Source organism: Candidatus Desulfolinea nitratireducens, from assembly GCF_982879505.1.
The window spans coordinates 1-20,032 of the sequence record NZ_CEYOSI010000039.1; the positions used below are offsets into that span (position 1 = coordinate 1).

Annotated in this window: 16 protein-coding genes; 4 read left to right on the forward strand and 12 right to left on the reverse strand. The window is 47.5% G+C overall.

Going from position 1 to position 20,032, the window contains the following annotated elements; translation table 11 throughout:
• Window positions 1-83: 83 nt before the first annotated feature.
• From fusA to rpoB, 4 genes are all read right to left on the reverse strand, one after another.
• On the reverse strand, window positions 84-2,153 hold the full coding sequence (fusA, locus tag AC3DOM_RS05225; RefSeq protein WP_487917970.1) for an elongation factor G: 2,070 nt from the start codon (window positions 2,151-2,153) through the stop codon (window positions 84-86).
• A 21-nt stretch (window positions 2,154-2,174) separates the two neighbouring features.
• Complete coding sequence (rpsG, locus tag AC3DOM_RS05230; RefSeq protein WP_487917985.1) at window positions 2,175-2,645, reverse strand: 30S ribosomal protein S7; 471 nt, start codon at window positions 2,643-2,645, stop codon at window positions 2,175-2,177.
• Window positions 2,646-2,663: 18 nt separating this feature from the next.
• Window positions 2,664-3,080, reverse strand: coding sequence for a 30S ribosomal protein S12 (gene rpsL, locus AC3DOM_RS05235; protein WP_487917971.1), 417 nt, complete (start codon window positions 3,078-3,080; stop codon window positions 2,664-2,666).
• 176 nt (window positions 3,081-3,256) lie between these two features.
• Complete coding sequence (rpoB, locus tag AC3DOM_RS05240) at window positions 3,257-7,159, reverse strand: DNA-directed RNA polymerase subunit beta (protein WP_487917972.1); 3,903 nt, start codon at window positions 7,157-7,159, stop codon at window positions 3,257-3,259.
• A 257-nt stretch (window positions 7,160-7,416) separates the two neighbouring features.
• Here rpoB and AC3DOM_RS05245 point away from each other — a divergent pair, with 257 nt between their 5' ends.
• Window positions 7,417-8,805 (forward strand): MFS transporter, encoded by a 1,389-nt coding sequence (locus AC3DOM_RS05245; RefSeq protein WP_487917973.1) that lies wholly within the window; start codon window positions 7,417-7,419, stop codon window positions 8,803-8,805.
• A gap of 108 nt (window positions 8,806-8,913) precedes the next feature.
• Here the strand turns inward: AC3DOM_RS05245 and thrC are convergent, their stop codons facing one another.
• The 5 genes from thrC to hutH all read right to left on the reverse strand — a co-directional run bounded on the left by thrC (window position 8,914) and on the right by hutH (window position 14,717).
• Entirely contained in the window at window positions 8,914-9,963 is a 1,050-nt protein-coding gene (gene thrC, locus AC3DOM_RS05250) for a threonine synthase (protein WP_487917974.1), read from the reverse strand.
• 79 nt (window positions 9,964-10,042) lie between these two features.
• Complete coding sequence (gene dcd, locus AC3DOM_RS05255; protein ID WP_487917975.1) at window positions 10,043-10,597, reverse strand: dCTP deaminase; 555 nt, start codon at window positions 10,595-10,597, stop codon at window positions 10,043-10,045.
• A gap of 9 nt (window positions 10,598-10,606) precedes the next feature.
• Window positions 10,607-11,608, reverse strand: a complete 1,002-nt coding sequence (locus AC3DOM_RS05260; RefSeq protein ID WP_487917976.1) for a M23 family metallopeptidase — start codon at window positions 11,606-11,608, stop codon at window positions 10,607-10,609.
• Window positions 11,608-13,125, reverse strand: coding sequence for a glutamate formimidoyltransferase (ftcD, locus tag AC3DOM_RS05265; protein WP_487917977.1), 1,518 nt, complete (start codon window positions 13,123-13,125; stop codon window positions 11,608-11,610). Before ftcD ends, AC3DOM_RS05260 begins: the two co-directional genes overlap by 1 nt.
• Before the next feature lie 47 nt (window positions 13,126-13,172).
• A complete protein-coding gene (gene hutH, locus AC3DOM_RS05270) occupies window positions 13,173-14,717 on the reverse strand; it encodes a histidine ammonia-lyase (protein WP_487917978.1) in 1,545 nt (514 codons plus the stop codon).
• Window positions 14,718-14,804: 87 nt separating this feature from the next.
• Here hutH and AC3DOM_RS05275 point away from each other — a divergent pair, with 87 nt between their 5' ends.
• Together AC3DOM_RS05275 and fdhD are read left to right on the forward strand one after the other, a co-directional pair.
• Entirely contained in the window at window positions 14,805-15,053 is a 249-nt protein-coding gene (locus tag AC3DOM_RS05275; RefSeq protein WP_487917979.1) for a cytochrome b5 domain-containing protein, read from the forward strand.
• A gap of 52 nt (window positions 15,054-15,105) precedes the next feature.
• Window positions 15,106-15,876, forward strand: coding sequence for a formate dehydrogenase accessory sulfurtransferase FdhD (gene fdhD / locus AC3DOM_RS05280; protein ID WP_487917980.1), 771 nt, complete (start codon window positions 15,106-15,108; stop codon window positions 15,874-15,876).
• A gap of 79 nt (window positions 15,877-15,955) precedes the next feature.
• On the opposite strand, the gene AC3DOM_RS05285 is transcribed toward fdhD, so the two are convergent.
• Together AC3DOM_RS05285 and AC3DOM_RS05290 are read right to left on the reverse strand one after the other, a co-directional pair.
• Window positions 15,956-16,852 carry a sensor domain-containing protein gene (locus AC3DOM_RS05285; protein WP_487917981.1) on the reverse strand — a complete coding sequence of 299 codons (897 nt, stop codon included), beginning with the start codon at window positions 16,850-16,852 and terminating at the stop codon, window positions 15,956-15,958.
• Window positions 16,845-17,213 carry a PadR family transcriptional regulator gene (locus AC3DOM_RS05290; protein WP_487917982.1) on the reverse strand — a complete coding sequence of 123 codons (369 nt, stop codon included), beginning with the start codon at window positions 17,211-17,213 and terminating at the stop codon, window positions 16,845-16,847. The genes AC3DOM_RS05285 and AC3DOM_RS05290 overlap by 8 nt, the downstream gene beginning before the upstream one ends.
• A 175-nt stretch (window positions 17,214-17,388) precedes the next feature.
• Here AC3DOM_RS05290 and AC3DOM_RS05295 point away from each other — a divergent pair, with 175 nt between their 5' ends.
• Window positions 17,389-18,780 carry a GAF domain-containing protein gene (locus AC3DOM_RS05295; protein ID WP_487917983.1) on the forward strand — a complete coding sequence of 464 codons (1,392 nt, stop codon included), beginning with the start codon at window positions 17,389-17,391 and terminating at the stop codon, window positions 18,778-18,780.
• Window positions 18,781-18,885: 105 nt separating this feature from the next.
• Here the strand turns inward: AC3DOM_RS05295 and folD are convergent, their stop codons facing one another.
• Window positions 18,886-19,764: a bifunctional methylenetetrahydrofolate dehydrogenase/methenyltetrahydrofolate cyclohydrolase FolD gene (gene folD / locus AC3DOM_RS05300; protein WP_487917984.1), complete on the reverse strand. Its 879-nt coding sequence runs from the start codon at window positions 19,762-19,764 to the stop codon at window positions 18,886-18,888.
• Between the last annotated feature and the right edge of the window lie 268 nt (window positions 19,765-20,032).

The window sequence follows — 20,032 nt, forward strand, 5'->3', positions numbered from 1 at the left end:
CATTCACGTGCGGTTTTGATCGATCAAACTTTTCCTTTGCCATCTCTTTCTCCTTGTATTATGAAAAAGAATAATTCAGATTATTACTTCAGTATTTCTTCCATTACCTTTGCCGAAACTGGCGAGTAATGGTCAAATTCCATTGAGAAAACACCGCGTCCTTTGGTTCCAGAACGCAAGTCAGTTGCATATCCAAACATTTCTGCCAGAGGCACCATTGCACGGATTGCCTGAGCATTTCCGGGGCGCATTTCCATTCCCAGAATATTTCCGCGGCGACTATTGAGTTGTCCCATTATATCGCCAAGATATTCTTCAGGAACAACAACCTCAACTTTCATCATTGGCTCAAGCAAAACTGGGCTGCCTTTACGAACACCTTCGCGAAAAGCCATGGACCCAGCTGTTTTGAATGCCATTTCACTTGAATCAACTTCATGAAATGAGCCGTCAATTAGAGTCACCTTCACGTCAGTGACTGGGTAGCCTGCTAATACTCCACTGTCTGCCGCTCCCAAAACACCCTTTTTAACCGCAGGGATATACTCTCGCGGAATAGTCCCACCGAATATCTTATCCTCAAATTCGATGCCGCTACCCCGTTCACCTGGCTCCATACTCAAGATCACATGTGCATACTGACCATGGCCACCACTTTGTTTTACGTGGCGATAATCTATCTTTTCAACAGTTTTGGTAATCGACTCATGGTAAGCCACACGTGGACGACCAATATTTGCCTGCACTTTGAACTCACGCAACATCCGATTAACCAGCACATCAAGGTGCAACTCGCCCATTCCCGAAATGATCGTTTGACCTGTATCTTCATCCTTACGAACACGGAAGGTGGGATCTTCTTCGGACAGCTTGTGTAAAGCGTTTGCCATTTTCTCCTGGTCTGCAAGTGTCTTTGGCTCAATCGCCACAGAGATCACAGGATCAGGGAAGGTAATATTTTCAAGAACAACTTTTTTGTTATCACAAAGTGTGTCACCGGTAAAAGTGCTCTTCAGCCCCAAAACTGCGGCGATATCACCTGCGCGCACTTCGGTTACATCTTCACGACGATCTGCGTACATCCGAATCAAACGTCCGATCCGTTCACGCAGTCCCTTTGTCGTATTATTGAGCGTCTGTCCTTGCTTTAGCACCCCTGAATAGACACGAAAATATGCCAGTCGTCCTACGTAAGGGTCAGTCACAATCTTAAAGATGAGCGCACTCAGGGGAGCATCGTCATCCGCGGGCAACGTAATGATTTCTTCTTCGTCATCAGGCGATACGCCTTCAACCGGAGGGATATCCGCTGGCGAAGGAAGGTAATCAATAATTGCATCAAGAAGAGGTTGAACACCCTTATTTTTCAAGGCAGTACCACAAAACGCTGGGGTAGCCTCATTCGCAATAACTGCTTTGCGAATAGCAGCTTTAAGTTCTTGGACGCTGATCTCCTCACCCTCAAGATATTTGGAGGTAAGATCATCGTCAAGTTCGGCAACTTTTTCGACAAGTGTTTCGCGAGCGGCTTCAACTTGCTCTCGCATCTCAGCCGGAATCTCGACGACCTGCGGGGTTGCGCCCAACTCATCTTCAAAGATGATTGCGTTCATCTCCAGGAGATCAACTACACCTTTGAATTCTGCCTCACTACCAATCGGAACCTGCAGGGGAATTGGATTAGCCCCCAAACGTTTCCGAACCATATCAAGGGTGCGTTCAAAAGAAGCACCAGCTCGATCCATTTTATTAATAAAGCAAAGACGCGGCACACCATAACGATCTGCTTGACGCCAAACAGTTTCACTTTGCGGTTCTACGCCTTGAACAGCATCAAAAATAATGACGCCGCCATCAAGAACACGCAAAGAACGTTGTACTTCTGCTGTAAAGTCAATATGTCCAGGCGTATCAATAATATTAACTTGATAACCCTTCCACTCTGCGGAAACTGCCGCAGAGACAATGGTGATTCCCCGTTCACGTTCCTGGTCCATCCAATCGGTAACGGTTGTCCCATCATCCACTGAACCAATTCGGTGTGTTTTGCCTGTATAAAACAGAATTCTTTCTGTTACTGTTGTTTTACCAGCATCAATATGGGCAATAACACCAATATTACGATACTGCTCCAGAGGATAAGCGCGTGCCATTTCGTATATACCTTTATATAATTATGAACGGTAATGAGAAAAGGCGCGATTGGCCTCTGCCATTTTATGTGTTTCGTCGCGTTTACGTATAGCTGCCCCGGTTTCGTTATAGGCATCCAACAATTCTGCTGCGAAATTCTCAGGGAAAGATTTCCCTTTGCGGGCACGGGTGGCGCCCAAAAGCCATCGAATTGCCAATGCAAGACGACGCTCAGGGGTAACATCCATCGGCACCTGATATGTAGCACCACCCACTCGACGTGGGCGCACTTCCATACGAGGAGATACCTTGGTCAACGCAGTTTCAAAAACCTCAAGAGGTTCTTTTCCGGAGTTTTCGCCAAGTAAATCCATGGTGTCATATACCAGCTTTATCGCAGTGCTTTTCTTGCCGCGCTTTAAAACATGGTGAATGACAGTCTGTACGCGCAAACTGTTATAGCGTAAATCGGGGGAAAGTTTTCGTTTTTCGGGTCTAGATCGTCGCATGATAATACTCCATTAAACTATTTACTTCGGCCGTTTGGAGCCGTATTTCGAACGGCCTTGGCGGCGATCGCCAACACCAGTTGTATCTAAAGAACCACGCACAATATGATAGCGAACACCTGGCAGATCCTTAACACGACCGCCGCGCACCAAAACAACTGAGTGCTCCTGCAGTTGGTGACCTTCCCCAGGGATATATGCTGTTACTTCAAGACCGTTCGTCAAACGAACACGGGCGATCTTGCGCAAGGCTGAGTTAGGTTTTTTAGGCGTCATTGTTCGAACAATAGTACAGACACCTCGTTTTTGCGGCGCACCCTGTGGCTGACGAACCCGACGTTGTTTCATCGAGTTATAGGTATAAAGCAAAGCCGGGGCTGTGCTTTTTGCTTTTTTACTGCTGCGACCCTTGCGGACCAATTGGTTAATTGTGGGCACGTTAGCCTCCAAATAAAATTGTAATCTAGTCCAAAAAAAACGTTTTGCCAACAAATGAGACCATCAATACACTATGATGGCCTCATTTTTTTATCAGCGGGAAGGAAATTCGCGTCTTTTTAGGCAACGAAAAATGATTTTATCACGCACTGCTGGTACCGTCAAGAGATTCTCTCTCAGAAATTATCGGTTGGCTTACCGATAGACATCAAGCCTGTCCCCAGTCTGGGGGGACGCATTTTAGCTTCATCTTTTCCAAATTTAATGACATCACCTGTTTCGTCTATCGCCTCAACAGCCAAACCAAGACTCTGCAGTTCTTTCACCAATACCCGGAAGGATGCGGGCAGACCAGGATCTTCCATCGGCTCGCCTTTGACTATAGCTTCATAGGTATTGACACGCCCAATGACATCATCTGATTTCACTGTCAACATTTCCTGCAAAATATGGGCAGCACCATAAGCTTCTAACGCCCATACTTCCATTTCACCAAAACGCTGGCCACCGAATTGCGCCTTACCACCCAGAGGCTGTTGAGTTACCAGGCTGTATGGTCCTGTAGAACGGGCGTGAACTTTATCTTCAACCAGATGGTGCAACTTAAGAACGGTCATAACGCCAACTGTAACCGGCTGATCGTAACGTTTTCCAGTCTTCCCATCACGCAGAACCTGTTTGCCCAGAGTTGGGATTGGCACCCCTGTTTTTAGCATGATTTCCTGCGCCTTCTTGGCGAGGTTTTCATCAGAAATATTCTTGGTATAGCCCTGGGCTTCTAGCCACAAACGCTGACAGGCACTAATTGCGTTTTCATCACGTTCCGTTGTACGACGATAATTCACTACGACATCAGGTGAGAAAATCGTCTCTGGATCAAAGCCGCGATCACGCAGCCACTCATCAGCTGTTGCGCGACGAGCATAGGTTTCATCCGTTGCAATTTTGAAAATGTCGTAATCGCGTTCACCAAGCCAACCCTCAAGATAAAGGCGACGAACTTCGTGATCATCTTCAATCATCTCCGGATCATATTCCTGTTCGTTGAGCCAGGCCCATGCAGTTTCAGCTGTTTCCTTCCAGGCCTGATCGATAAGCCATGCGCGACCGAGCTCGGCTTCGATTTCAGCTTCAGTAGCTCCATCAAATACAGGGATGACAGCTCTATATCCCATTCGTTTGGCCGCCCAACCCATGTGGACTTCGAGTACCTGACCAATATTCATACGGGCGGGAACACCAAGCGGATTCAGGATGATATCGACTGGCGTGCCATCTTCAAGGAAGGGCATATCCTCAACCGGAACAATGCGTGAGACCACACCTTTATTCCCATGACGCCCAGCCATCTTATCTCCAGATGTGATCTTGCGACGCTGCGCCACAGACACACGCACCATCATATCCACACCGGCTTTTAGATCAGAGTTTTCCTCGCGGGTAAAGACCTTTACATCCACAACTTTGCCACGTTCACCATGAGGCATCCGCAGGGAGGTATCTTTGACATCCCTTGATTTCTCACCAAAAATAGCACGAAGCAATCGCTCTTCAGGGGTGAGTTCTTTTTCACCTTTCGGCGTGATCTTTCCTACTAAAATATCATTCGGCTCTACTTCAGCCCCAATCCGAATGATGCCATTTTCGTCGAGATCTTTAAGCGCGTCCTCACCAACATTGGGAATATCACGGGTAATTTCTTCTGCGCCCAGTTTTGTGTCTCGGGCTTCAACCTCATGTTTCTCAACATGGACAGAAGTAAAGCGGTCATCTTGTACCATCCGCTCTGAAACCAGGATCGCATCTTCAAAGTTGCCACCCTCCCATGAAAGGAAAGCCACAACGGCGTTCTGGCCAAGGGCCAATTCGCCCGCATCTGTAGATGAGGAGTCAGCAATAATATCGCCTTTGCCAACTATTTGCCCTTTGACAACTGCCGGACGCTGATCGATACAAGTGCTTTGATTGGAGCGCTGGTATTTCTGCATTTGGTAATTGCGCATTCCACCATCTTTTTCACGGATGATAATTTGGCTTCCTGTCACCGAAGCGACTTCACCTTCTTTTTCAGCAACAATAACTTGGCCAGAATCCAAAGCTGCGCTGTATTCCATTCCGGTTGAAACAAGCGGAATTTCAGGGCGCAACAATGGGACGGCTTGCGCCATCATATTTGAACCCATCAGAGCGCGGTTTGCATCATCATGCTCAAGGAAGGGGATCAAAGCCGCACTAATACCAACGATCTGGTGCGGGGCAACATCCATATAATCCACTTTTTCTGGGGAAGCAAACAAAAATCCAGAGTGATTGCGGGAAGAAATGCGCCTACGAACAAACTCATCTTGAATATCCAAGGGCGCATTTGCCTGCCCAATAATATATTTATCTTCTGTATCTGCTGAGAGATATTCGATCTCTGTTGAAGAAACGAATGGGATCACAGGGATATCTTTTTTCAGCTTTGCGATATTTTTGAGCATGTCAGCAGTGATCCGCTCGCCATCTTTAAATAGAAGCGCATCTTTATTATCCAGTAAATCGCCTCGAAGAGCACGCCCTTCAAGAGCGGAGTCGTCGCTAGCAAGAGTTCTAATTACTTTACGATACGGAGTTTCAATAAAGCCATATTCATTGACACGTGCAAAAGATGCCAAACGACCGATCAAACCAATATTTGGACCTTCTGGGGTTTCAATCGGACATATTCGCCCATAATGCGAGTGATGAACATCACGAACATCGAAACCCGCTCGTTCACGGCGCAAACCGCCAGGTCCTAATGCAGAGAGCGTACGTTTATGACGCAATTCTGAAAGCGGGTTGGTCTGATCCATAAATTGTGATAACTGACTTGAGCCAAAGAATTCACGCAAAGAAGCAACCACCGGGCGGATATTAACCAAAGACATTGGTGAAAGTTGATCTTGATCGCGAATGGACATTCGCTCTTTGATCACACGCTCCATTCTGCGCAATCCGATCCGCAGCTTGTTTTGAATCAACTCACCCACTGTTTTCACGCGGCGATTGCCAAGGTGATCAATATCATCTTTTCGCTCAATCCCGTTATTGATCAAAATCATTCTGCGCACCAAACGGATAATATCCATCTTGGTAATATTTCGGTGCGCAATGGGAACATCCAGATTCAATTTCTGATTTAACTTATAACGACCAACACGTTCGAGATCATAATGACGCTGATCAAAAAGTTGCTCCTCGAGGAAATTCCGTGCATTTTCAAGTGTGGCGGGATCTCCGGGACGCATCCGTTTAAAGAACTCGATCAATGATGCTTCCGCGATACTCAGCTTGCCTTCGGCATCCCACTCTGGTTCCTGCCTCAGTGTGGAGGCGATATACATCCGCTCCGGGTTGGTATCCACATCTGAAAAGAGCGCCATGATTTCTTCATCAGAGCCTGTCTGTAGAGGGGAATCCGGGCGACCATCGTCAACAGCAGCTAAAGCACGCAAGAAAACGGTGATCGGCACAGTGCGTTTACGATTAAACTTCAGGATAATATAATCGCTTTTGCGGGTCTCAAATTCCATCCACGCACCGCGATCAGGAATCGATTTAGCAGTTGCAAGTAGACGTCCAGTGGCGCGATCAGGGTTGGCTTCAAAATAAACCCCCGGGGAACGAATCAACTGTGAAACGACCACACGCTCCGTCCCATTGATAATGAAAGTTCCCTTATTAGTCATTTCGGGAAAATCACCGATAAAGATATCCTGTTTGATCGGCTCAGGAACATCCTTCCCCGCTAAAAGAACAGATATATATAAAGGACTGGAATAGGTGAGATCGCGTTCAATGCACTCATCTATGGAGTATTTTGGTTCTTCAAACCAATATTTCAATCCCCACTCTTTCGCTTCGGCACCCTGGCCGGGAAAGTAGAGTTGCATTTTCTTGTTATAAGATTCAATTGGGGAGATCTCACGAAAAAGACTCTCAAGACCATCGCTTTTTAGGCGTTTGAAGGATTCAATTTGGACTTCAATAAGATTCGGAAGATCGAGCGTGACAGGGATACGCGCGTAACTTTTTTTAGGCAAAGCAGTTGCCATTCGACTCTCCTGATCGTTGTTTTGGATATGCGATTAAATCAATACCGCCCCACTTCTAGTGGGACAAGCAATCTTGGATTATAAACGAGAGTTCCTGTTTCAGTCAAGTACTTATTGGAGCAATTTTACTAACCCACTCTCCCATTTTCTCAGCTACAATAACTAAGCTATACGCGCAGATTCTACCACGCTTCTCGCAACTTAGATATAAAAAACGGGTTGTTTTGTGCAAGGTTATTTTCGCCACAGGAGGCAATATGTCATCTCATGAATCACCGCAAGTAAACGATAAACGTGAAATTTTTGGCTGGGGAATGTACGATTGGGCAAACTCTGCCTTTAGCACTACCGTAGGGACGGTATTCCTCGCTCCATATGTAGCTGCCCTCGCCCGCAGCGCGGCTGAAGCCGCAGGAACAGAAACCGTTTCCTTCCTGGGAATTCCCATTGCCCCAGACTCTTTTCTCCCTTACGCCATCTCCTTCTCAGTATTGATGCAGGTGCTCTTCCTGCCGATTCTTGGCGCCATTGCTGATTACTCACATATGCGGAAACAGATGATGCGTGTTTTCGCCACGATCGGTGCAGTCGCAACCATTTTGCTCTTTTTCGTTACGGGTTCGCTCTGGTGGCTGGGAGGCGTGCTTTATGTGGTGGCAAACCTCGCATTTGGCGCGGCGATCGTCTTTTATAACGCCTATCTTCCCGATATTGCCAGCGAGGACGAAAGAGACAGAGTCTCCTCCTATGGCTGGGCGATGGGCTATCTTGGCGGTGGAATACTCCTTGCCCTCAACCTTGCTTTCTTTATTTTTAGTGAAGATATCGGTGTTCCTACTGAGCTTGCCATTCGCATCAATCTCGCCTCGGCAGGCATCTGGTGGCTGGGATTTTCCTTCGTCACCTGGAAAAGGCTGCGCTCCCGCGGCTCCGCCCGCGCCCTCCCCGAAAACAAGACTTATCTAAATGTCGGGTTTAAGCAACTTGGAAAAACAATCAAAGAGATCAAGAATTTCCCCGAAACGCTCAAATTCCTCCTGGCTTATTTTCTGTACAATGATGGCATTCAAACCGTCATCGCCGTTTCTTCCACCTTCGCTGCTGCGCCCCTCCTCCAGGGTGGGCTGGAATTAAAAACGGAAACGCTGACCTCCGTCATCCTGATGATCCAATTTGTTGCCTTTGCAGGCGCACTGCTCTGGGGCAAACTCGCCAAATGGATGGGAGCAAAGCAATCTGTCGTTCTCAGCCTCGTCATTTGGTCAGGTGTGGTTATCTATGCTTATGGCGGACTTTATGGTGAAAATGTGGTCACTGAGTTCTTTATTCTCGGCGTATTTATTGCCCTGGTCATGGGTGGATCACAAGCCATCAGTCGCAGCCTCTTCGCCCAAATGATCCCTGATGGACAGGAAGCTGAATATTATTCCTTTTACGAGATCAGCGAACGAGGCACCTCCTGGATCGGACCGCTCGTCTTCGGGCTTGCCAACCAGCTATTTGGCAGCTTGCGTCCAGCGATTCTTTCCTTGATCTTCTTCTTCGTGATGGGCTTGATTTTGCTCCCCTTCGTCAAAGTGGATAAGGCTATCGCAGATGTCAAAGCCTTCGATAAAGCGAAACAAGCACCTGCACACGAAGCATAGCGGAGGGTGTAAATTACGCTTGCTTCCGTTTAACATGCAAAGAACCCGTTTCCTTGAAGGAAACGGGTTCTTCTCTTTTATATATTATTTTCGTTCAATATCCTGGCCTTACACCCCCAGCAACTTCTCCAACGCCCCCAACTCTGCCGGGATCAACTTCGGTGTCGGCATAGAATCGGCAATAATGCCAGGATCCTTCATCCCATGCCCGGTACAGACAATCACAATTTGTTTTCCATTGGGATCAAATTTTCCAGCTTCAATCTCCGCTTTCAAACCGGCCAACCCTGCCGCAGACGCAGGTTCCACCCAAACACCCTCACTCGCCAATAAACGCTGTGCCGCGAGGATTTCATCATCACTTGCAGCAATAATACGTCCTCGGGATTCTTCAGCAGCTTCCAAGGCCTGCTCGCCTCGCGCCGGCTTTCCGATCCGGATCGCGGTCGCAATCGTCTCCGGCTGCTCAACGGGATGTCCCAAAACCAGCGGAGCGGACCCTGCTGCTTGAACGCCCAAAATCTGCGGAAGACGCGTCCCCTTAATTTTGGCATATTGCTGATATCCTGCCCAATAAGCAGTGATATTCCCAGCATTGCCAACAGGCAGACAATGCCAATCAGGCGCATCACCCAATACATCGCAAATCTCGAAGGCCCCACTCTTTTGTCCTTCAATCCTGTAGGGATTGATCGAGTTGACCAAGGCCAGCGGCGTCCGTTTGGTGATTTCAACCACCATCGAAAGCGCATCATCAAATGAGCCTTCGATCTGAATCACTTGCGCGCCGTAGGCGATAGCCCCGGCCAATTTCCCGGCTGCAACCTTCCCCTCGGGAATCAGCACCACAGCCCGTAGTCCAGCGCGTGCCGCGTAGGCTGCCGCCGAAGCCGCGGTATTCCCCGTCGAAGCACAGATAACGGTCTTGACTCCACGCCCTACCGCCTCACTGATTGCAGCCGTCATCCCACGATCTTTAAAGGATCCCGTCGGGTTCAACCCCTCATATTTGATAAATATTTCCGCAGCCCCCAATTCGCGGGCCAATCTTGGCATTGGGATCAGGGGGGTATTCCCCTCTAACAAAGCCACCGGTAGCGTATGGGCAGGCAGATCCAATAAATGGCCGTATTCTTTTAATATTCCTTCGTAAGGCATCATTTCTCCATCAAGAAGATTGCGTCCAAAACTGGGAGAGGGGCATTCGCGCCATTCGATAAATCCGTATCATTCGTGATTATAGTTTTGGCAGCACAATAGATTTTTGTTTCTGATATTTCCCTTTTTTATCCGCATAGGAGATTTCGCATTCCTCATCTGCTTCAAAAAACAAGACTTGAGCCAAACCTTCATTGGCATATATTTTCGCCGGTAACTGGGTGGTATTCGAGATCTCGAGCGTCACAAAACCTTCCCATTCTGGCTCAAATGGTGTCACGTTGACGATGATGCCACAGCGCGCGTAAGTTGACTTACCAAGACAGATCGTCAACACCCCGCGCGGAATACGGAAATATTCCACGGAGCGCGCCAAAGCAAAAGAGTTCGGTGGGATGATGCAAACATCCCCCTGAAACTCGACCATTGATTTGGGGTCAAAATTTTTCGGGTCGACGACAGCAGAATATACATTTGTAAAAATCATAAATTCATCGGCAACGCGAATATCATAACCATATGACGAAACGCCATAAGAAATCACACCATCGCGCACCTGATTTTCTACAAAAGGTTCGATCATCTGCTGCTCAACTGCTGTTTTACGGATCCAATGATCTGGTTTTAGTCCCATTTTTTCTCCTCATTCAATTATAAAATAAACCGCCGTCACTTTGGCCTGGCGGACTTCGACAAAACGTTCCCAATATTGCCCTGCATAAGAGAAGCTAAGGCGATATTCTCCGGCGGGCAGTCCGGCAATGGCATGCGTCTCATCCCAAAAATCGTCTACACCAACCGGGTGATCTTCCGGGGCATACGCCTCCAGGCTTGCTACCCTTTCCAATGTGGAATCTGCACTTTCAACCTTATCCACGAAAAGCGGAATCCGGATCAGCTTTCCATCCTGATTGACTACGCGTCCCACAATCGCGCCCTGATTCTCATCCAACTGCTTCAACCATAACTCGGGGTTACGCGTATCGGTATAGGTCTTCCCTCCCACGCGGACTTCAAAATGGAGATGACTTCCGATTGCCCCTCCCGACATTCCGACCTCGCCGATCTGCTCTCCGGTCTGAACAAGATCCCCCTCCTCAACCTGGATCGTTGAAAGATGGGCATAGAGCGTATAGATTTGGTCAGCTATTTCCGGAAGTTCGTGCTGAATAACGACCAAATTTCCATAAAAACGTTCCCAGGGAGAATAGATTGCCGGCTTATCCTCTGCCGCAAAGATCACCTTTCCCGCCTCCGCAGCAAGAATCGGCGTCCCGCTGGCATTTGAAAACTCCACGCCATGATGCGGCTCACGTTTCCCGTCGACAGTTGTGCCATAGCGGTAGCCGCGCTCAATCTGATCAAGATAGGCTGCGTCGATGGGGCGCTCGAGTAAAAAATGACCATCATCCAGGCAAAATTCGAGATAAGCATCGCAAGGGATTGGTGTGGCTGTGGGGATCATTGTGGGCGTCGGACTTTGTTCACCAAGTGGCGCGAACGTCGGTGGTAGGAGAGTTTTTGTCAGCATTGGTTTTGCAGAAATTATGGTTTCGGTTGGTGTTTGAGGGGCAGGCATTGATGTACAAGACACCAATAAGATAATCGCTCCAAAGAAGATCAACCAACTCCAACCATATCTCATTAGAAATTCAATCCGCCGCGCTCAATCAACACCTGCCTCAAAGCTTTTTCAACTTCATCGGCAATGTTTTCAAGGGCTATCAATTCCGTCAAAATAGCATTAGCCTGAGCTTTATCCTTTAATGAAGTAATGTTAATCCGAACGTTGTAGCCTGCCGAAGTTAACGCTGCACGCGCCATCGCTGCACCTGAAGCGCCATCAGTGATGGCATTTGAATTCCCCTTTGTGGCAACCTTGAGGACCAGCTCCATCACAAATACAGCATCACGCGCCGTCTGCAAGGGAACCCTGGTGGCATAAAGGGTCGCATCCTGAATAGCCTGAGATCGGGCAGTTTTTTCTTCATCACTCTCTTTGGGAAGTTTGAAAGCCTGCATGATTGCCGTAAATGAGGCAGCATCTTCGTCTACAGCCCTGGTAAGCTTTTCTCGTAAAGACTCGGCTTTTTCAAGAATTTCTTTCATTGCATCTTCGACTTTGGCATATTTCTTCCTGCCGATTGAGAGACGGGCCGCCATCGCGACCAATCCCGCGCCCATCGCAGCAGAGTAAGCAGCCGCCGAGCCACCCCCGGGAGTTGGATTCCCGTCCGCAAGATCGTCGAGAAAATCAGCTTTCTTTTGCGAGGCATAGAGCCGTGTTTCCAGAATTTGATCTTTCTCGAACTGGTCAAGTTGGGTATACCAGACGGCCGCATCCACAAGCGCTTCCTGCGGGATCAGACCAACCAATTCACTATGATGGATCGCGACGCCATAACGTTGCGCCTCGCGACGGATCATCTCCACAACACGAGCAACAGTTGTCTTGCGGAAATTGGTCAGGTTCATCGAGACCTGTGCACGCCCATCGACGAGTACGCCCATCCCCTTGACAAAGCGTAATCCACCCGAAGAATGGCGGATTGTTTTCGCAATATTCGTCGCAATGGATACATCGTCAGTGGTCAGATAAACGTTGAAGGCCACCAGCGGATCTCGGGCACCGATCGCCGTTGCTCCAGCCGAGGGGATTTTATTTGGCCCGGTATCAGGCTCACGGTTCGGGTTTGTACCGACTTCAGCTTTTATTCCCTCATATTGACCTTTACGGACTTTTTCCAAATTAACTCGATCCGGTCGTGTGGCTGCGTATTCATAAAAATAAACGGGGATTTGCAAGTCATCCCCCACACGCTGCCCAAGCTCTTTTGCTAGAACGACGCACTCGTCCATGGTCATATCAGAAATTGGAACAAAAGGCACCACGTCCGTTGCTCCAATGCGGGGATGCTCGCCGCTATGCTCGTCCATATTGATCAACTGACCGGCTGTTTTTATAGCGCGAAAGGCAGCTTCAGCAACAGCTTTTGGCGGCCCCGCGAAGGTCAGAACCGTCCGATTATGATCGTTGTCTGATGAACGGTCGAGCAGGCTGACTTCTGCCACAGATTCCACCGCGGCCACGATTTGGTCTACCACTTCAGGGCGGCGGGCTTCAGAAAAATTAGGGATGCATTCAACAATTGGATTAGACATATTACCTCGTTATTAACAAAATGAACGATGACATTGATCAATCAGCTCTATAAATAATCTAACTTGCCACTGGATATCAACTCTTTCACCGCGGCGATATATTCATATAAAACAGTATCTTTTTCAATAAAGGGGACTTCCTCCCGGATGCGTGTGTAAATAGGCGCAGTACCTTTTCCCAGATTTGCATTTACGCCAACTTTCTGACGGCGAAAATCGATCCCTTGCGCGGCAGCCATCAACTCGGTAGCTAAAATATGCTCGACATTGCTGGCAACCTGCCGTAATTTCAGCCCGGCAGTCAGCCCCATGCTGACATGATCCTCAACATTCGCCGAAGTAGGAATACTATCAACACTGGCGGGATGCGATAAGATCTTATTTTCCGTAGCCAAAGCTGCCGCCGTATATTGTGTAATCATGAATCCCGAATTCAATCCGCCCTCCTGAGTCAAAAAGGCGGGAAGTGTTTGAGAGTTGCTGCACTCATCGGTCAGGCGCATTATCCTGCGTTCAGAAATATTGCCCAACTCCGTGATTGCAATCGCCAAATAATCCATCGCAATTGCCAGAGGTTCACCGTGGAAATTTCCACCGGACAAAACTGTGATCTGATCTGTCTTCTCATCTATAAAAATCAACGGGTTATCTGTGACTGAATTCAATTCAATTTCCATTACCCAGCGCGTATAGGCAATCGCATCCCGGGTAGCACCGTGTACCTGGGGAATACAGCGCAAAGTATAGGCATCCTGTATATTTGCAGGATCGTAATCGCGCGTAAAATCGCTGCCATTGAGTAAGGCACGCATATTTTCAGCCGTATCAATTTGTCGAGGAAAAGGGCGCAAATTATGAATACGTTCGTCAAAAGCCAGCGGAGTCCCGTTTAGTGCTTCCAAACTCAAAGCTCCTGCTGCATCAGCAATCCCCATCAAACGCTCGGACTGATGAACGAGCAAAGTACCCAGCGCGCACATTACCGAAGTACCGTTCGTTAGAGCCAACCCCTCCTTTGCCGCTAATTCAACTGATTTCAAACCCGCTTTCTCTAAAGCCTCTGCGCCAGAAAAAACCTCACCCCGAAATTCGGCTTTACCCATCCCGATCATCACCAGGGCCATATGAGCAAGCGGCGCCAAATCCCCACTTGCGCCAAGTGACCCTTTTTCAGGGATTGTGGGATGAATACCCTTATTTAACATATCAAGCAACAATTGCAAAGTTGAGAGGCGGATACCAGAATGCCCTCGCGCCAGCGTATTTGCTCGAATCAGCATAATCGCCCGCGTCGTCGGGATGTCGTACAGGTCCCCCGTCCCCACTGCGTGACTCATCACGATATTTTTTTGCAGGGTCTTGACGTCTTCGATTGGGATAACCTTATCCTTAAACGCCCCAAATCCTGTTGTGATACCATACGCTACTTCACCGCGCTTCAGCAGAGTTTGCACAGCGTCAGCTGAATTTTCAATTTGTTTCTGTGCATGATCATCGATACGAACTTTGGGCTTTCCCGATTCGCCATAAGCTACATGAATGACCTGTTCGATAGTCAGCGATTGCCCATCAATAACAATTGGTTCTATCATTTGCACCTCATTTTTAAAGATGGTTTATTATGCCACAAGCTCAACAAGAGCGCTCATATTTTAAGGGTAGCGTGCTAAAATACGCCTATGGAACCTCTCAACAGAATGATTACACTTTCTGAACTTCTCCGTTTCAATGGCGACATCCAGGATGAAAAGTGGATCGCGTACGATGGCATAGTTTACGATGTGAGCGATTGCCCCAACTGGCGCAAAGAGATGCATCGTATTCTGCATTTTCCAGGTCAGGATCTTTCAGGGGAGATCGCCGATGCACCTCATGATGAGGATGTTTTTACACGCCCTTGCATTAAGATCGTTGGCAGTTTGGTATAGCCAGGACAGTGGACCTCAAATAATCAGTTTCTAATTTAATGGTAAAAAAAAAATGAAAGAACCCAGTTCCCCCGTAAAATATCAATTCCATCACAATGGAAAAACCGAAGAAATCAATACCAGTCTGATCACAGAAGCCCCTGTTTCGCTGACAGTCAACGGTGTCGCCTGGCTGACCTTCATGTGCACTCCGACCCAGCTGGAAGCCCTGGCTGTCGGCTTCCTTTTTAACGAAGGCATTATCAATGATTTCAGTGAAGTTGCCGATGTGCGCGTTTGTGAGCATGGCGATAATGTGGATGTCTGGTTAAATCATGCAGCCGAAAAACCAACCAAATGGACACATACATCTGGTTGTACTGGAGGGGTGACTTCCGTCGAGCCAAACGTGGATATTGAGCCTGTTCACCATTTAAATGGCATGAAGCTCATCCCTGAGCAGATTCCCGTCTTGCTGGGGATGTTGGATAACGACCAAACTCTTTACCGTCAAACTGGCGGCGTGCACACCTCGGTGCTTTCTGATGGGGAAAAGAGCATTGTATCTGCCGAAGATATCGGCCGGCATAATACCCTCGACAAAATCGCCGGCATTGCCCTAATGGAGGATATCGCACTCGAAAGTTCCGTGATCCTGACTACCGGGCGCATCAGCTCGGATATGATGCAAAAATCCCTGCGGTTGGGCGCATCGGTGATCATCTCGCGGACCTCGCCAAGTTCGATGTCAGTTGAGTTGGCCGAAAGACAGGGGATCACCCTGGTTGGCTACGCCAAACGGCATCGTTTTAATGTGTATACACATCCGGAAAGAATAAGCTAGCAGACAAAAAAACCAACTCAAAGTAATTTAAACCAAGGAACCCGTTCCCTTGAAGGGAACGGGTTCCTTGTCAGCAAACTTAGCCCTGTTCAGCTACCAACATCGCTTTCGCAAAACGTCCGTGTAATCCACCCACCCATTTGACCAGATGCAAGGTCACTGTCCATAAGAGTAAACCAGCTAATACAGTCAGGGGGTATCCCCAATGGGGCATAAAATAGTCAAAATTGCCTACCTGAGCAAAGGGCAAGCCGAAAATCTCCTGAATAATCGGGACGGCAATCCCCGAAAGAGAAATGGCAAAGACCGTGACTAAAACGACAAAGTATATCGTTCCCAAGGCGAACTGCAAGACCATATAGATCAGTGAGAACCAGGTGTGCTTATCCGTTAAGAGCGCCTTGATACGCTCAAGCAGTTTTGTGTTTTGCGGAGAGGGTAGTGATCGTCGTGGCATCCGCACCCCCAATAATGCTTCGACCAAACGTCCCTCCAGCCATGCGATGCCCCGGACTGACAAAAGGAAGAGCAAAGCAACCGGCAATCCAAAGATAAAGATGGCAAAAGAGATCGAGACGGAAACCCCTGTCACAGCCCAGGTGAAATAGATGATCCCAGTCACAAAGGCGATCAGCATATAAAGCAACGCACCCCAAGCCTTGGGATCAGCGTAAATGGCAAAGAAAGCTCCCAGCCCAGATCGTTGTTTTTTGGTGGCCGACCCAGCCAAAGCGGGGGCAGTGAGCCGTTCCACTTCCGCATAGGCAGCAGCAGTTTCTTCAGGTGTCCCGTAATCTTCAATGATGGCAGATAGTGCATCAGCAGGGTCCATTTCAGGCTGATCTTCAGATGCAGTCTCCAAAGCGGTGCGCAAATGTTCTTCAGCATCAACCAAAGCATCCTGTTGGGTGGCACTATCGACCCCCTGCATTTCTTCTTTTAGAGCATCGAGATATTCATCAACGGTACTAAACATGGCTTTCTCCTTCAAGAATATGATCAACAAAATTTTTCATCTGGCTCCATATCTCAGTCCAGAGCATGAGTGCTTCGCGGCCTTCAGCAGCAATGGTGTAATAGCGGCGTGGTGGACCCGAAACCGAAGGTTCGACTTTACTGGAAAGCAAACCATTCTTTTCAAGCGAACGCAGCACAGGATATAAAGCGCCCTGCTTCATCGCGGGGGCATCCTTCCGGTTTTCGTCCAGCAACTTGGCAATTTGATAGCCATACATCGGTATTTCGCTTTGCGAAAGCACGCTTAATAAAACCAGCGATGCCGTGCCTGAGTTCATCTCTTTTTGAAATTTTTTGGTTGGCGTATTTTGATCAACCATCTTTACTCCTTTTATTTCAAAGCATAGCTTAGTTCACATTATATTTTACTTGCTAGTATTAGCAAGTTCATAATACTGGCAATTTAATATATTGTCAAGAAAAATAATTATGAGGAAATGTATGCTGCAAGTCTGCGGGTATAATTGATAAACTCTCAAACTACGGATGGAAAATATGGAAATAATTATTGGCGCAGGAATTCCCACAATCGTGATGCTGGTCATGTATATATTTGGCCTATTTACCCGTCGTAATGTTGGCTGGGTGCTGCTGAGCCTGATCTGGGGGGCAGCTGGCTTTGGCGGATTTACCCTGCTGGTTCCAAAACTGCTTGAGATGGGGTTGACCCACCAGGCAATCAATATTGTCATCTCCCCCTTGATCCAACTTGGTTTTGTTTCTATGGGTGTTTTCATTGTCATCTATCTCGAAAAATCTGACAACCTGATAGATGGGGCCGTATACGGGATTGCATCCGGTCTTGGATATGCCGCATATGAAAATATAAGAACTATCCTTCTTCTGCTTCCTGAACATGATATTGAATTAATTGTGGTGCAGGCCGTATCGGTCTCGCTCATATATGCTACAGCATCCGGCATCATCGGCATCGCAATCACTCAATTCTATTTTCGACACAGAGCCAACCGCCTCATTCTGCTTCTTAGCGGTTTAGGGGCAGGTGTCGGTTATACCGCCCTCTTTAAAATACTTTCAACATTCGAGATTGGTGGAGATTTTCTGGCAGCGGCCTTCGGAATTGGCGGAATTACACTCGTCGGGCTATATGTCACCGGCTTATTACGCAAAATACTCATTCAAGTTGGTGTTGAAAAGAAACGCGCCGACAGCTTGTTGGAAATTGTCATCCCCATCGGAGTTGAACTAAGCACTGAAGAAGATTTTGGTCGCTTATTGGAAAAAATGTTGCTGGAAGCCAAATCATTTTGCAACGCAAATTCCGGTTCGCTATATTTGATCAAGGACAAGCAACTCGAGTACGCTGTAGTTCGTAATGATATGCTTGATATTTCTATGGGTGGTAAAAGTGGCAAAGAAATCTCTTTACCATCACTGAGCTTATATGATGAAACCACTGGTGAACCAAATCACAATAATATTGCCACATATGCGGCGCTAACCGGCGAGACGGTCAATATTGTAGATGCATACAAGGATGATGAATTCGACTTCTCTGACACGAAGGATTTCGATGAACGCACTGGATATGCGTCAGTTTCTTTTTTGACCATTCCATTGAAGGACAGTGAAGGAAATATACTCGGTGTATTAGAACTGGTTAATGCTTTGAATTCGAGAAAGAAAGCACTGATCCCCTTTGACAATAACCTGCAACAATTAATGGAGTCCTTCTCATCTCTGGCTAGCGCCGCTCTGAAAGGATATATTCAGGAACAGAGTCTGCGGAAAGAGATCCAGGAATTGCGGATTGTGATAGACGCAGTAAAACGAGACCAGGAAGTAGCCGAAATCACTAATACAGATTATTTCAAGAATTTGAAACGCAAAGCAAAGGGTTTGAAAGATAATCAGGAAGAGGAATAATTTAGAATCTGCCTGAAAGATCATAATCCCGGTAAAATCCCCCCACAAATCAGAAACAGCCCCATCTTTTGATGAGGCTGTTTCTGATTTTAAGATTAGCTATATTTAATCTTGTTGAATTTCAGCTGCACGCAAGGTATTTGCCATCAACATGGCAATCGTCATCGGGCCAACACCGCCGGGGACCGGAGTGATATGACCAGCAACATCTTTTGCCTCATCAAAATTGACATCACCCACCAGACGATAACCACGCTTCTTGGTCTCATCGGGTTTTTCATTGATGCCAACATCAATGATCGCTGCACCGGGTTTAACCCAATCGCCGCGCACAAACTCCATCATACCTATTGCGGCAATAATGATATCCGCCCGACGAACAACTTCTTCGATATTCTTTGTCCGGGAGTGAACAACTGTCACGGTTGCGTTTTCTTTGATCAGCAATAAAGCAGCGGGCATACCCACAATATTGGAACGACCCAGAACTACTGCATTTGCACCTGAAAGTTCAACACCAGCTTCCTTGAGCAGGTAGATACAGCCGTAGGGTGTGCAAGGTACAAACAAAGGCTCGCGACCTTTTTGCGCCAAGCGACCAATATTAAGGGGTGAAAAACCATCAACATCTTTTTCTATGCTGATAAGCTGCAAAACCCGTTCTTCATCCAAGTGGCCGGGCAAAGGTAACTGGACCAGAATGCCATTCACTTTTGGATCAGCATTCAATTCTTTGATCAATTTCTCAAGGTCTTCCTGGCTGATATCCGCAGGAAGTGGGTGGTGGAAGGATGTCATCCCCAGGTCGGCACAAGCTTTTTGCTTCATGCGAACATAAGCAGCCGAATCAACACGTTCACCAACCAAAACTGTGGCCAAACCAGGTTGTGGTTTACCAGCAGCGACGCGTTTTGCAACCTTCTCTTTGACTTCATCACGTACACTTTGGGCAATTGCTGTGCCATCAATAATTTTTGCGGTCATATTTTCTCCTATATATGAGTTCAGAACACCATTATTATACAGGTGCTCGGCAAGGCCGAAAAGTAACAGATGTCACAATAAAACGCCTCTTTTTTCAAGGTTATTATTTTGCTGCCAACCCCAAATATGGGATCACTTCAAATGTAATACTGCCTCCCCATTAAAACGACTATATTTCATATCTTCAAGCGCACGATTGACATTCTCTATTGTATAATTTTCAACCGTTGACTTTAGCCCGACCTGCTCAGCCAGGGCAAGAAATTCG

Bases quoted from the DNA above. Each gene is read 5' to 3' on its own strand.
- dcd (WP_487917975.1), bottom strand. From the start codon at position 10,597: ATGGGACTAAAACCAGATCATTGGATCCGTAAAACAGCAGTTGAGCAG.
- fusA (WP_487917970.1), bottom strand. From the start codon at position 2,153: ATGGCACGCGCTTATCCTCTGGAGCAGTATCGTAATATTGGTGTTATT.
- AC3DOM_RS05245 (WP_487917973.1), top strand. From the start codon at position 7,417: ATGTCATCTCATGAATCACCGCAAGTAAACGATAAACGTGAAATTTTT.
- AC3DOM_RS05285 (WP_487917981.1), bottom strand. From the start codon at position 16,852: ATGTTTAGTACCGTTGATGAATATCTCGATGCTCTAAAAGAAGAAATG.
- rpoB (WP_487917972.1), bottom strand. From the start codon at position 7,159: ATGGCAACTGCTTTGCCTAAAAAAAGTTACGCGCGTATCCCTGTCACG.
- AC3DOM_RS05260 (WP_487917976.1), bottom strand. From the start codon at position 11,608: ATGAGATATGGTTGGAGTTGGTTGATCTTCTTTGGAGCGATTATCTTA.
- folD (WP_487917984.1), bottom strand. From the start codon at position 19,764: ATGACCGCAAAAATTATTGATGGCACAGCAATTGCCCAAAGTGTACGT.
- fdhD (WP_487917980.1), top strand. From the start codon at position 15,106: ATGAAAGAACCCAGTTCCCCCGTAAAATATCAATTCCATCACAATGGA.
- thrC (WP_487917974.1), bottom strand. From the start codon at position 9,963: ATGCCTTACGAAGGAATATTAAAAGAATACGGCCATTTATTGGATCTG.
- AC3DOM_RS05295 (WP_487917983.1), top strand. From the start codon at position 17,389: ATGGAAATAATTATTGGCGCAGGAATTCCCACAATCGTGATGCTGGTC.
- hutH (WP_487917978.1), bottom strand. From the start codon at position 14,717: ATGATAGAACCAATTGTTATTGATGGGCAATCGCTGACTATCGAACAG.
- ftcD (WP_487917977.1), bottom strand. From the start codon at position 13,125: ATGTCTAATCCAATTGTTGAATGCATCCCTAATTTTTCTGAAGCCCGC.
- AC3DOM_RS05275 (WP_487917979.1), top strand. From the start codon at position 14,805: ATGGAACCTCTCAACAGAATGATTACACTTTCTGAACTTCTCCGTTTC.
- AC3DOM_RS05290 (WP_487917982.1), bottom strand. From the start codon at position 17,213: ATGGTTGATCAAAATACGCCAACCAAAAAATTTCAAAAAGAGATGAAC.